The sequence below is a fragment of the Pseudomonas sp. LBUM1679 genome (genome assembly GCF_059695565.1).
In genome coordinates this window covers 4,488,122-4,500,844 of sequence record NZ_CP166774.1, presented here as the reverse complement: position 1 = coordinate 4,500,844, position 12,723 = coordinate 4,488,122, and the positions used below count along the sequence as shown (strand labels likewise).

Annotated in this window: 14 protein-coding genes; 5 read left to right on the top strand and 9 right to left on the bottom strand. The window is 63.0% G+C overall.

The features are described from left to right. Positions 1–84: 84 nt before the first annotated feature. The 6 genes from dmpG to ACA062_RS20460 are packed head-to-tail and all read right to left on the bottom strand — an operon-like array spanning position 85 to position 6,395. On the bottom strand, positions 85–1,107 hold the full coding sequence (gene dmpG / locus ACA062_RS20485) for a 4-hydroxy-2-oxovalerate aldolase (RefSeq protein ID WP_150762896.1): 1,023 nt from the start codon (positions 1,105–1,107) through the stop codon (positions 85–87). Between the two features lie 10 nt (positions 1,108–1,117). After that, a complete protein-coding gene (locus ACA062_RS20480) occupies positions 1,118–2,053 on the bottom strand; it encodes an acetaldehyde dehydrogenase (acetylating) (RefSeq protein WP_497452728.1) in 936 nt (311 codons plus the stop codon). Between the two features lie 32 nt (positions 2,054–2,085). Beyond that, the gene (gene mhpD, locus ACA062_RS20475) at positions 2,086–2,880 is read right to left on the bottom strand and encodes a 2-keto-4-pentenoate hydratase (protein ID WP_497452727.1); all 795 of its coding nucleotides are present in this window, start codon (positions 2,878–2,880) and stop codon (positions 2,086–2,088) included. 14 nt (positions 2,881–2,894) lie between these two features. Continuing rightward, a complete protein-coding gene (locus tag ACA062_RS20470) occupies positions 2,895–3,764 on the bottom strand; it encodes an alpha/beta fold hydrolase (protein ID WP_497452726.1) in 870 nt (289 codons plus the stop codon). Positions 3,765–3,781: 17 nt separating this feature from the next. Next, entirely contained in the window at positions 3,782–4,735 is a 954-nt protein-coding gene (gene mhpB, locus ACA062_RS20465; RefSeq protein WP_497452725.1) for a 3-carboxyethylcatechol 2,3-dioxygenase, read from the bottom strand. Between the two features lies 1 nt (position 4,736). Beyond that, complete coding sequence (locus ACA062_RS20460; protein ID WP_497452724.1) at positions 4,737–6,395, bottom strand: bifunctional 3-(3-hydroxy-phenyl)propionate/3-hydroxycinnamic acid hydroxylase; 1,659 nt, start codon at positions 6,393–6,395, stop codon at positions 4,737–4,739. Positions 6,396–6,529: 134 nt separating this feature from the next. Here ACA062_RS20460 and ACA062_RS20455 point away from each other — a divergent pair, with 134 nt between their 5' ends. The 5 genes from ACA062_RS20455 to ACA062_RS20435 all read left to right on the top strand — a co-directional run bounded on the left by ACA062_RS20455 (position 6,530) and on the right by ACA062_RS20435 (position 9,522). Continuing rightward, positions 6,530–7,306: a DNA-binding transcriptional regulator gene (locus ACA062_RS20455; RefSeq protein ID WP_497452723.1), complete on the top strand. Its 777-nt coding sequence runs from the start codon at positions 6,530–6,532 to the stop codon at positions 7,304–7,306. Positions 7,307–7,517: 211 nt separating this feature from the next. Then, a complete protein-coding gene (locus ACA062_RS20450) occupies positions 7,518–7,997 on the top strand; it encodes a VOC family protein (RefSeq protein WP_128873179.1) in 480 nt (159 codons plus the stop codon). A gap of 101 nt (positions 7,998–8,098) precedes the next feature. Continuing rightward, positions 8,099–8,491: a GFA family protein gene (locus ACA062_RS20445; RefSeq protein ID WP_497452722.1), complete on the top strand. Its 393-nt coding sequence runs from the start codon at positions 8,099–8,101 to the stop codon at positions 8,489–8,491. Between the two features lie 166 nt (positions 8,492–8,657). Beyond that, positions 8,658–8,873, top strand: coding sequence for a hypothetical protein (locus ACA062_RS20440; RefSeq protein WP_497452721.1), 216 nt, complete (start codon positions 8,658–8,660; stop codon positions 8,871–8,873). 343 nt (positions 8,874–9,216) lie between these two features. Then, the gene (locus ACA062_RS20435) at positions 9,217–9,522 is read left to right on the top strand and encodes a panthothenate synthetase (protein WP_497452720.1); all 306 of its coding nucleotides are present in this window, start codon (positions 9,217–9,219) and stop codon (positions 9,520–9,522) included. Between the two features lie 97 nt (positions 9,523–9,619). Here the strand turns inward: ACA062_RS20435 and ACA062_RS20430 are convergent, their stop codons facing one another. The 3 genes from ACA062_RS20430 to ACA062_RS20420 all read right to left on the bottom strand — a co-directional run bounded on the left by ACA062_RS20430 (position 9,620) and on the right by ACA062_RS20420 (position 12,718). Next, positions 9,620–10,510 carry a DUF2950 domain-containing protein gene (locus ACA062_RS20430; protein WP_497452719.1) on the bottom strand — a complete coding sequence of 297 codons (891 nt, stop codon included), beginning with the start codon at positions 10,508–10,510 and terminating at the stop codon, positions 9,620–9,622. Between the two features lie 13 nt (positions 10,511–10,523). Then, the gene (locus tag ACA062_RS20425; protein WP_497452718.1) at positions 10,524–12,113 is read right to left on the bottom strand and encodes a DUF3300 domain-containing protein; all 1,590 of its coding nucleotides are present in this window, start codon (positions 12,111–12,113) and stop codon (positions 10,524–10,526) included. Positions 12,114–12,283: 170 nt separating this feature from the next. Continuing rightward, positions 12,284–12,718: a GFA family protein gene (locus tag ACA062_RS20420; protein ID WP_497452717.1), complete on the bottom strand. Its 435-nt coding sequence runs from the start codon at positions 12,716–12,718 to the stop codon at positions 12,284–12,286. Positions 12,719–12,723: the final 5 nt, after the last annotated feature.

Sequence of the window (12,723 nt, the reverse complement as noted above, 5' to 3'; positions counted from 1 at the left end):
GCGAAGGCGGTGGCACATTCAGTAGAGGTGCTAGCTGACAGACCGCTTTCGCCGGCAAGCCTGGCTCCTACAGGGGTGGCGGTGTTATCGGTTTTTGAGCAGGTCCAGCGCGACGTCGACGATCATGTCTTCCTGACCGCCAACCATCCGGCGTTTGCCCAGTTCAACCAGGATGTCCAGGGTCTTCAGGCCGTATTTCGCGGCAGCGATTTCGGCGTGGCGCAGGAAGCTGGAGTAGACGCCGGCATAACCCAGGGCCAGGGTCTCGCGGTCGACCCGCACCGGACGATCCTGCAGCGGACGCACGATGTCATCGGCCGCATCCATCAGCGTGTACAGGTCGGTGCCGTGGTTCCAGCCCAGGCGTTCCGCCGCAGCGATGAACACTTCCAGCGGCGCGTTACCGGCGCCGGCGCCCATGCCGGCGAGGCTGGCGTCGATGCGATCGCAGCCCTCCTCGACGGCGGTGATCGAGTTGGCCACGCCGAGCGACAGGTTGTGGTGGGCGTGCATGCCGGTTTCGGTGTCCGGTTTGAGCACAGCTTTAAAGGCACGGAAACGCTCGCGAATGTCCTGCATGTTCATCGCCCCGCCGGAGTCGGCCATGTACACGCAGGTGGCGCCGTAGCTTTCCATCAGCTTGGCCTGCGCCGCCAACTGTTCGGCCGGGATCATGTGGCTCATCATCAGGAAACCGACGGTGTCCATGCCCAGCTCGCGGGCGTATTCGATGTGCTGTTTCGACACGTCGGCTTCGGTGCAATGGGTGGCGATGCGCACCACCCGCGCTCCGGCGTTGTACGCCGCCTTGAGGTCATGCACGGTACCGATGCCGGGCAACAGCAACGTGGTGATCTTGGCGTGGCTGATGACGTCGGCCGCCGCTTCGATCCATTCCAGATCGGTGTGCGCCGCGAAGCCGTAGTTGAAGCTCGAGCCTTGCAGACCGTCGCCGTGAGCGACCTCGATCGAGTCGACCTTGGCCTTGTCCAGGGCGCGGGCGATGTCCTGCACGTTTTGCAGGGAATACTGGTGACGCACCGCGTGGCTGCCGTCGCGCAGGGTCACGTCGGAAATGTAGAGTTTTTTGCCGGGATTAAAAGTCATGTCGGTCTCCTCAGGCGTTGAGCATCGACTGCGCCATACGCTCGGCGGTGGCCAAGGCAGCGGAGGTCATGATGTCGAGATTACCGGCGTACGCCGGCAGGTAATGGGCGGCGCCTTCGACTTCGAGGAACACCGACGTTTTGAGTCCGGAGAATATGCCCAGGCCGGGGATGTTCAGCGGTGCGTCTTCAGGGATGACGTCGAACTGCACCTTCTGCTTCAGGCGATAGCCCGGCACATAGGCCTGCACGGCGGCCGCCATCTCGACGATGGAGGCCTCGACCAGCGCTTGGTCGGCCGCTTCGGACAACACAAACACTGTGTCGCGCATCATCAGCGGCGGCTCGGCCGGGTTCATCACGATGATCGCCTTGCCCTTGGCCGCACCACCGATCACTTCGATGGCTTTTGAGGTCGTTTCGGTGAATTCGTCGATGTTGGCGCGGGTGCCGGGGCCGGCAGATTTACTGGCGATCGAGGCGACGATTTCGGCGTAGTGCACCTTGGCCACGCGCGACACCGCCGCGACCATCGGGATCGTGGCCTGGCCACCGCAGGTGACCATGTTGACGTTGAGCTGATCCAGATTCTGCTCCAGGTTCACCACCGGCACACAGTACGGACCGATGGCTGCGGGGGTCAGGTCGATCAGGCGGATGCCGGGTTTGATCGAGCGCAGGAAGGCGTCGTTCTTGACGTGGGCACCGGCCGAGGTGGCATCGAAGACGAAGTCGATGTCCTTGAACACGTCCATGCGGGTCAGGCCTTCAACACCTTCATGGGTCACGGCCACGCCCATACGCTGGGCACGCGCCAGGCCGTCGGAGGCTGGGTCGATGCCGACCATCACCGCCATTTCCAGGTGCTTGGCGTTACGCAGGATCTTGATCATCAGGTCGGTGCCGATGTTGCCGGAACCGACGATGGCGACTTTGAGTTTGTTCATTGTTATGGCCTCTATTGCACGCAAGTTGCCGATCACTCGGCAGTGAACTCCACACCAACCCGACCGATGCCTTCGATCTCGGCTTCGAAACGGTCACCGGCGGCTACCGCCACCATCGGCCCCAGCGCACCGGTGAGAATGATGTCGCCCGCCCGTAGCGGATCGCCCAGGCGGGCCATGGTCCGGGCCAGCCAAACGGCCGCATTGAGCGGATGACCAAGGCATTCGGCACCGCTGCCGCTGGACACTTCTTCACCGTTGCGGGTCATGCGCATACCGGCCTGACGCAGGTCCAGACCATCGAGGCGGCGAGTCGGGCCACCCAGCACGAAGCAACCACTGGAGGCGTTGTCCGCCACGGTGTCGACGAAGCGGATGTTCCAGCCCTGGACCCGGCTGCCAACGATTTCCAGTGCCGGGACGACCCAGCCGGTGGCCGCCATCACCTCGGCAAACGTGGTGTCGGCGCGGGGCAGATCGCGTTCGAGGATCAAGGCGATTTCTGCCTCGATCTTCGGTTGCAGTACGCGGCCCACCGGCACGCTTTCGTTATCGCCGTAGCACATGTCGGCGAACAGGGTGCCGAAGTCCGGCTGATCGACGCCAAGTTGCTGTTGCACCTTGGGGTTGGTCAGGCCGATCTTGCGCCCGACCACGCGCCGTCCGCTGGCCACGCCGTGGGCGACGTTGAGCCGCTGGATGGTGTAAGCGGCTTCGGCGTTGTCTTCGCCGATCTGCTCGCGCAGCGGTGCGATGGCCTCGTTGCAGGCTTCGGCCTGGCGCAGGTCGGCGGCCAGTTGTTCCAGCGTGTCTTGAATAAGGGTCATGTCAGCCTCGGTGATCAATGGGTCAGGAAGTCCAGGACCATGCGGTTGAAGGTCTCGGCGTGTTCCCACTGGGCCCAGTGACCGCAGCGGTTGAATACGTGCAACTGTGCGTCGGGCAGGCCGGCCAGCAGGCGCAGACCGGTGTCCATGGGCACGAAGCGGTCCTCGCGGCCCCAGACGAGCAGCGTCTGGGCCTTGATTTCGTGCAGACGGTGGCTGAAATCCGGAAATTGCTTGGGGTTGAGGGTGCTGCTCTTGACGAAGTTTTCCAGGTGATCGCGGCGCGCGAGGATGTTGTCCAGGCGGGTCTGGAACAGTTCGTCGGTCATGCTGCTGGCGTCGAAAACGAAGACGTTCATCATTTTCTTCAGGTTTTCGATGGTCGGCTCGCGGTACAGCGCGCCGATCAGCTTGATGCCTTCGGTGGGTTGCGGGACGAAGGCGCTAGGGCCACCGGTGCCGCCGCCCATCAAGACCAGTTTGCCGATGCGCTCCGGGTAAGCGAGGGCAAACGCCACGGTGCTGTGGCCGCCCATGGAGTTGCCGATGATGTGCACGCGGTCCAGATCCAGCGCATCGACCAGCCCCTTGAGGGCACGAGCGTTGAGGTCCGAGCGCGAGCCGTCGCAAACGATCGGGTCGCTTTTGCTCCAGCCCGGGCAGTCCATGAGGATCACGCGATAACCGGCGTTCACCAACGGTTCGATGTTGCGATGGAAGTTGGCCCAACCGCTGGCGCCGGGTCCGGAACCGTGGAGCATGACCACGGTTTCGGCACCCTGACCGATGTCGTTGTAATGCAGCCGCAGTTTCAACTCGCCTTCGCTGATGTCGACAAAACGGCTGGTAGAGGCTTCGGTGAAAGCTGGCGCAATGGCAGTCATGGCAGTGTTCCTCGGAATCAGTGGTTGTTGTTCAGCGGCTGGGCGCCAAGGGCGGCGAAGCCTGCGATCCATTCGGGAATAGGACGGTAATAGCGCCCTTCGGTCTGATAAGGGCCGAAGGCGCAAAGGGCGGCGAACGCGGCGACCCAGGTTTTCACTTCGTGAGTGGATTTGCCGGCCAGTGCCGACAGCTCGTCATTGCCCAAGGCATCGAGGTCGCTCAGGCGGCCCTGTTCGAGGGTGTCGAGAAACTGCCGGTCCCACGTTGGGTTGAGCGGGTGCAGGCAGTGTTGGTCTTCGACGAAGTCACGGGCGGCCTGGATGACTCGATTCTGGCGTGCCTGTCGCTCATCGGCGGGTAACTGGCGACCGCTGCCCATCAGACGATCGGCCATGCGCGCATCGACCTTGGCCAGTTCCGGTACGGGGGGTTGATGGGACAAGCCACCGGAAGCCAGGAACAGCACTCGTTTGTTCAGCGACAGCGCCCACTGGCCGATGGCTTCACCGAGCAAGCGAGCACGCTTGAAGCCGGGCAATGGCACGGCGACCGAGTTGATGAACACCGGAATCACCGGGCAGCTTTGCAAACCACCCAGCAACAACTCCAGCGGCTGGGCGAACGCGTGGTCGACCTGCATGCGGTAGGACACGGCGGTGTCGATGCCTGCATCCAATACAGCCTGGGCGCAAGATTCGGCCAGCGCTTTGGGCACGTTCAACGGGCCGGCGGCGGTATCGAAATCGCCGATGGCGTCCGCCGCCATGCCGATGCAGAAAGCCGGCATCACGTCGTAGAAAAAGCCGTTGTAGTGGTCGGGGCCGAAGAGCACGATCAGCTCCGGGTTGAAGCGGGCAATACGCTCTCGGGCGTCGGCGATCATGCCGTCGACTTCGGCCAGCACATCAGGCGCGGGATCGACGTAGCCGACCAATGGCGTATGAGACAGGCACTGCAGATAAGCGCTCATGTCAGGCCACCTTGCTGGCGCGGATCGCCACTTCGGGTTGCGGCAGCGCCTTGAGCGCCAAGGCCAATTCATCACAGGCCTGGCCGACGGTTTGCGGAATAGCCAACCCGGCAAGGAAGCGGTCCGGACGCACCAGGGCGATGGACGCCGAACCACGGGCGAACCATTCCTTGAGGCGGCCGGTGCTGTCGCCGATGCGGATCACGCCTGGGCTGACGTCGCTGGCAGCCTTGAGCTGGACGTCGGGCAACACCTGAATAAAGCGCGTACCCAGCGCTTGCCATTGTGCGATCTGCTCGGCGCTCAAGCCCCAGGTCGGGTCGCAGCCCCAGGCGATGATCGCGAAGTTCTCACCGATCACTTCGTCGAGCAACACACGCTCGCCGGCTTCGGTCAGTACCTGCGGTTGAATGAACATCTTGCCCACGGGTGAGGACTTTTCTTTCGGTACGATCAAGGCGCCCTTAGCGTATTGCGGCATCGGCTTGAAGCGCATTTCCACGAAGTAGCGTTTGACTGGCGGCAGGTAGTTGAGCAGCCACGACACGCCATCACGCAGGGTGCCTTGCCAGCGCTTGGGCGGTGCCAACACATGGCCGGCCAGCACGGAAAGGTCGATCATCGCCTTGGCGTGGTCACGACGTTCCTGTTCATAGCTGTCGAGCAAGCTGTCGGCGGCGAGGCCTTTGATCACCAGCGACAGTTTCCAGGCGAGGTTGGAGGCGTCACGCATGCCGCTGTTGTAACCCTGGCCTTGCCATACCGGCATGATGTGCGCAGCATCGCCGGCCAGCAGCACCCGGCCCTCGCGGAACTTGCCGGCCAGGCGAGCGTTGTGGGTGTAGACGCGGCTGCGGATCAGTTCGATGTTGTCCGGGTTCGGCAGCACCTTGCCGAGAAGTTTGCGCATGTTCTCCGGTTTGCCCAGCTCGGCTTCGGTCTCGCCGGGCATCACCATGAACTCAAAGCGACGCACGCCATGGGGCAGGGCGGCGGAAACGTACGGGCGCACCGGGTCGCAGCACAGGTACACATGGGGCGTGCTCAGCGGGTCGTTGGCGATGTCGACGACGATCCACTGATTCGGCGCGGTCTTGCCTTCGAAACTGATGTTCAGGCTGCGTCGCACCAGGCTGTTGCCACCGTCACAGCCGATCAGGTACTTGGCCTGCAGGCGTTCGCTGCGACCGTTGTGGTCCTTGAGGTTGAGCACCACCGCGCTGTCACTCTGCACAAAGCCTTCGAGCTCGCGGCCGAACAGCACCTTGACGTTATCAAAGCGCTGCAAGCCTTCGAACAGTACGCGGTCGGCCAACGGCTGGATGAAGGCGTTACGTCGCGACCAGCCGAACTCATCGGTCTTGGGCTGGATATCGGCGAAGCAGCGACCCTTGGGGGTCAGGAAGCGCATGGCGTGCCAAGGCGTGGTATGCGGCAGCACCTTGTCGGCCAGGCCGACGGCCTGGAACGTACGCAGGCTTTCGTCGTCCAGTCCGATGGCGCGAGGGTAGTCGATCAGGCTGTCGAGCTTTTCCACCAAGGTGACGTTCACACCGCACTGGCCCAGGTAATTGGCGATCATCAGGCCGACCGGGCCGGCACCAACGATGGCGACGTCGGTGATCAGGTCCAATGTGGAAGGAGTGGGAGCAGGACTCATGGGTATCTCCGTACAGCGCTTTTGGATTTCTTGTTGGGCGCAGTATGGAAATCACAGGGCTGGTCGACAACGACAACCCTTGTTAGTGTGCACTGAGTGCACATGATTGATTTACAACAATAAAGGACCCAGCCATGAGCGAGACCGAATACAAAGCCGTGCGTGGCCTGATGCGAGGTCTGGCATTGATCAATGGCTTGAACCGCTTCGACGGCGGCGCCAGTACCGCGCAACTGGCCGAGCAAAGCGGGCTGCACCGCACTACCGTGCGCAGGCTGCTGGAAACCTTGCAGGCTGAGGGTTATGTACGGCGTAGCGAGTCGGATGACAGCTATCGATTGACGTTGAAAGTGCGCGAACTCAGTGAAGGGTTTCGCGATGAGCAATGGATCTCCTCGATCGCCGCACCCTTGCTCGGCGAGTTGCTGCAGGAGGTCGTCTGGCCCACCGACCTGTGCACCCTGGATGGCGATGCCATGGTCATTCGTGAGACCACTCACCGGTTCAGTCGCCTGTCGTTTCACCGATCCATGGTTGGCCGCCGCCTACCCTTGCTGATGACGGCGACCGGGCGCGCGTATTTCGCCTACTGCCGACCGGCGGAGCGAGAAGAACTGATTGAGTTGATGGTCAGTCGCGAAGACGAACAATCGGCATTCGCCGCGGATCGCCGATTCGTCGACCGGCTGGTGGAGCACACGCTCAGCAAGGGTTACGGCGAAAATAATGCGCATTGGGGAGAGGAGCGCAAGATCGCCGCCATTGCGATCCCGGTGATGCATGGGGAGCAGGTGATGGGCTGCCTGAATCTGGTCTACATCGCCAAGGCGATGCCCATTGAGGAAGCCGCTCGCCGGTATTTACCGGCGATGCAGGGCGTCGTGCAAAAGATTCAGGCTCAGTTGGGGTAGTTTTTGCCAGCAATGCGCGCTGGCGCTGATGCTCAATGCGCTGCGAGCGGCTGACTTTCCAGTGGGCGAGCAGCCGGGACGCAATGGCGGGCGCCGGGATCAGCGCTCCAATCATGCGCCAGGTGAATAGCAGCATCGCAAGCTGCCAAGGCAGTCCCCGCGACCTGCGCTGCTAGAATGCATATCTCGCTCCCGATTCTGGAGAACCAAGATGCTCAGCAAGAATACGATTTGTCTCTGGTACGACGGCACCGCACTGGACGCTGCGACGTTCTATGCGAAGACGTTTCCCGACAGCGCCGTGGGCGCCGTCCATCGCGCGCCCGGCGACTATCCGGCGGGCAAGCAGGGCGATGTGTTGACAGTCGATTTCACGGTGATGGGCATCCCTTGCGTCGGGCTCAACGGGGGCTCGGCGTTCAAGCACAACGAGGCGTTTTCGTTCCAGGTGGCGACCGATGACCAGGCCGAAACCGACCGCTTGTGGAACGCGATTGTCGGCAACGGCGGCCAGGAAAGTGCCTGCGGCTGGTGCAAGGACAAGTGGGGACTGTCATGGCAGATCTCACCACGGGTGCTGACGAGCGCGGTGACCAACCCAGATCAAGCCGTGGCCAAGCGCGCATTCGACGCCATGATGCAGATGCGCAAGATCGACATCGCTGCGATCGAAGCGGCTGTAAAAGGTTAATCAGCGTTTGCCTGGGCCTGGGCCTGGGCCAGGGCAGGTGGGCAGCCTTTTTCATGGGCCGGTGGGGTTGGTTGATCGCTTGATTTCAGAGGGGACGCAGCATGGACCGATTCACCGGCGGTTGCCTGTGCGGCAACGTCCGGATCGAGGCGACAGGGCGCCCCTACCGGGTCGGCCTGTGTCACTGTCTCGATTGCCGCAAGCACCATGGGGCGCTTTTTCACGCGTCGGCGATATTCCCGCAGGACGCGGTAACGATCGAGGGCGAAACACGTGACTACGCCGGGCGGTATTTCTGCCCCCGCTGCGGCTCATCCGTTTTCGCCCGCACCGCCGACGAAGTCGAAGTGAACCTGGGATCCCTGGATACCCCTGACCAACTGATGCCCACCTACGAAAGCTGGACCGTGCGTCGCGAGTCCTGGTTGCCGCCGTTTCCGCTCACCCGCCGCTACGAGCGCGATCGTGACGCCACCGGGCGCTCTGAGGAGTAGGGGGCACGAACGGTGCGAAGGCCCCGGGAGGTATGCCCGAATCGATAGCTCGAACCGCCTTTGAGCGACCACTCGAAGCCGGTGCGGTAGGCCGGTCGACACCTGAAATATTGCCGAAACATTCGCGTCCTATGATTCGCGTCTATCGAAACCAGGGAGGCTACAGATGAATCGGCCATCAAGGAGCATGCGCAAACTGCTCGACTCCATCGCCACCAACAATGAGAGCGCCGCGCTGGATGTCATGCGCGCAACTGAGCAACTGAAGGACGAGCTGTTACGCCAGCGGTTGCTCAACCTGATTCACCAGCTCAATCAGGACGCCTGCGACTTGCGATCAGCTCGAGACGATATCCAGGGCGGCACCATCAAGTTCGCGTGATCGGCCTACCGCTTTTCCGTAGGAGCGAGCTCGCTCGCGATGGTCTCGAGGGCAACGCGTTTATCCAGAATGAACGCGTTATAGTTGACGTCCATCGCGAGCAAGCTCGCTCCTACAGGGGCAATTCCATTTGCCAATCCGGATAATCCGGTGCTCCCCCGGTGCTGATCCCGTTTTCCCTCGCGCAGTTTTCCCCGACCATGGCCGATGACCGCCCGTAACCCTGCACCAGGGTTGGCTCGCGCTTGGCTATTCTTGACCACAGGTACCGCGACGCCGGCGGCATGAGCGCCAGAAGCAGCGACCTGGCGATAGGGTTGCACGTTGAACAGAGGATCGAACGATGAAGATGTTACTTATGGTCGAGTGCCCTAATGAACCCTTCAACGCCCTTGTCAGAGCCGGGGAGTTGGGTAAGGTTATCGAGCGTATTCTGCAAAGCATCAAACCGGAGGCGGCGTACTTTACCGAGCAGGATGGAATGCGCGGCGGGATCTTTCTGGTCGACGTCCAGGACCCTTCCGATATCCCGGCTTTAGCGGAACCCTTTTTTCTCAACTTCAACGCCAGCTGCAAGTTCCGTATTGTGATGAGTCCGCAGGACCTGCAAAAGGCCGGTCTGGAGAGGCTCGGGCAAACCTGGGGATGAGAGTGGCCAAACGGGACGCGGTACTTGAGCCCGGTGGGCCTGGCAGGCTACCAGGCGATGTTCGAGAACGACGTCAGGGGCATTCCTGCCACCGCGCTTATAGCCCAGGTTGCTCATCGACATCGCTCCAGCTGCTGTCGGGATCGAAGCGGCGCATCGACGTCGACAGTTTCGCGCTGTCCGGGCCCTGGTCTTTCTCGAACAGCTCGCCCTCGTGGCTGATCATGAAGCTCATCACGCCGCTGTCGCCGTACTTCGCCGGCCAGGCGATCAGGGCAAAGCCGCGGCTCATGTTGTCGCCGAGTTTGTAGCTGTAGGCGCCGCCTGGCGCCGAGGGTCCCTGCGCGTCGAGGATACGGTACTGATAGCCATGCCAGTCGTCGCCGGGTTTGGCGTCGCCGAACAAAGGGCCGAGCGGACTTTGTTCCATCCCGGGCTCCTCGGCCCAGTACAGACCATCATGCTTGCCGTTGCTGCTGACGAACTTTTGCGCGTACTCGAGCACGCCGTCGCCGTCGCGATCGACCGCGGCGTAGTCCATCTGGGCATCGTAGTAGGCCAGCGCCGATTGCACGGTGGCCAGTTCGTTGCGACCGATGCGTCGCTCACGTATCTCCTCGCCACCCGCCTTGGCGTTGAAGGCCCAGCCATGCTTGCCCTGCATGATCGGCAGCGGCAAGGTCCAGGGGTCGGTGCCGACCACCAGATGCGCCTGGCCTTGCCCGTCGGGCCGGATGCTGTGTTGTTCCCTGTAGTGGGCGAGGAAGGCATCGACATCGTCGCGGTCGATGCCTTCGAGCGGTATATAGGAGCGCCAGTTCGCACCGAGCAGGGCCGCGAGGCGTGCGTGATCGGCCTGCCGGGTGCCGAGCGCGGCGACCAGGGCCTCGGCGGCGGCATCCGGACTGGGAAAGGCCTGCTGTGCATGCGCGTCCAGGGCCAGAATCGCCAGCAGCGCAACCGGGAAAATACGCAATGCAGCCTTCATGGCGAGTCTCCTGTCAGCGCCGATTGCCGCCACCCCGGGACGGTGCCCGGGACGGGCGTTGTACAGTATGACCGCTGCCGCGCTCCGCGCTCGGCCGACTGGCGGAAACGTGACTGGCCTGGCCGCGGCTGGCTTGCATTCGCGCCTGCGAGGGATTGCTGGCGCCGGCAAAGGCATTGTTGCGCGGCCCCTGGGTGCTGGCCTGCTGCTGACGCGCTTGCTGACGGACCTTTGGATTGTCTGGCGTGCCCTGACGCTGCTGCGCACTGGCCTGAGTCTTCTGGCGCGCCTGTGCACCGGCTTGCGCCTGCTCGCGCTTCTGCGCACTGGCTTGAGTATTTTGACGCGCCTGTACATTGTCTTGCGCCTGCTCGCGCTTCTGGGCGTTGGCCTGGGTATTTTGGCGCGCCTGCGCACTGGCCTGTGCGCGCTCGCGCACTTGCGGTTGTTTGTCCAGATCGCGGCTCGCGGCCTGGGCCCGCTCGCGCGCCTGGCGATTGCTGGTCGCCGCAGGTTCGATACCGCGTTGCGCCAGCGCCTGGCTGGCGCGTTCGCGGTCAGAGGCCCGCACCGGATCGCGGCCGCGGAAGGCGTCGCGCTGTTCGCTGCCGGCCAGACGCCGGCTATTCTGCTCGCGGTTGGCACGATCGCGGTATGGCACGCCGTCGCGGTTGATCGAGTTGTGGCGCCAATTGTTCTGGTTGGCGTTGATCTGGCGGTTAGTGTTGATGTTGTTGTAGCGGTTGACGTCGATGTCGATGTCGCCGCGGCCCCAGTCGCAGTCGCCCCAGAGCGAGTCGACGATTGCCACGCCTGCGCCGAAGGCGAGGCCGGTGGCGAGCGCGGTGCCGAGGTAGTAACCCGGCGGTGGCGGGTAGTACGCCGGCGGGTAGGACGGATAGGCCCAGGTGCCATAGACCACGCTCGGGTTGTAGCTCGGCACGTAGACGGTTTGTGGCTGGGCCGGCTCGATGATGATGGTCTGGGTGGCCGCAGGCTGCTGCACCACCACGGTCGAATTGGTCGGTGCCGGTGCCGACGCTGGCGCGGCCGGCTGCACGGTGATGCGCTGTTGCGCGTTGGATTCGAGGTGGCCGGCGGCTTGCGCCTGGCGACGCAGGCGTTGCACCGAATCCATCACGGCGTTGGGCTGCGCGAGGAAGGCGTCGCCCACGCGCTGCACCCAGGCCGGATCCTGACCCAGGATCACCAGCGCTGCCGGGAAGGCGACCAGCGATTGCACGCTCGGATCCCAGGGTTCATTCGCCACTTGACGCACCGCGGCGTCACCGCTGCTGTCCGGATGCGCCTTGGACCAGGCCACCGCGTCGGCGACATCGCCCGGATAGGTCGCCGCCATCAAGACCTGGGCCAGTAACGAATCCGGATACAAGGCCAGCGGCGCCAGCATCTGGTCGAGTTCCTCCGGCGTAAAGACCGTCTCGACCGGTGCAGTCGGTTCGGGTGCGGGCACCGCGCCCGCGACACCGGCCTCGGGGGTGGCGGCCAACGCCTTCGTGATGAAGAACCCGTCCTCGTCCGAACCGCCGGACAAAGACAGCACGGCGAGCAGGATTGCACTGAAGCAATAGCAAACACGCATGACGCTTCTCCCGGGGGAAGAAAAAGCGGGACGGGTCGCAGCGACTGCCGTCGGCGGGGCTGAATGTTATAAATCATACGCCGGGCGAAGAGGGGCGTAGCGGTTTATTCGGCTGCATGCTGATTGTAGTCAAACAAGGCAGGCGTCGCCGGACGCCTGCCTTGCCCGCGCTATTCGTCCAGGCTGATGCCCGATCCCCCCAATTCCCCGGGGACATCCTTCAGCTTGGGCAATCCATCCTTGATGCGCAGCACGGTCTCCTGATAGTGCACGTGAACGCCTGGCGAGTACGCGAGTTCCGGGATGAGCGCGGCGTACACGTCGATCAGCCCCATCCCCGGGTGTTCGGTGAAGAGATGCCCGCCGCACGTCTTGCACCACTTGCGGTAACTCTGCGTTGTCTTGTTGTAGGTGCCGATGTTGTCGGTACCCCGAGTCACTTGCAGCGCCTCGGGTTTCCACAGGGTGAAGGCATTGACCGGTCCTGCCGACCAGTGCCGACAGGATTCGCAATGGCAATAGCCCATCGCGGCGGGCTCGCCGCTGACGGTGAATTCGACTGCGCCGCAAAAACAACTGCCCTGGTACGACCGTTCATTGTTCATCGCAT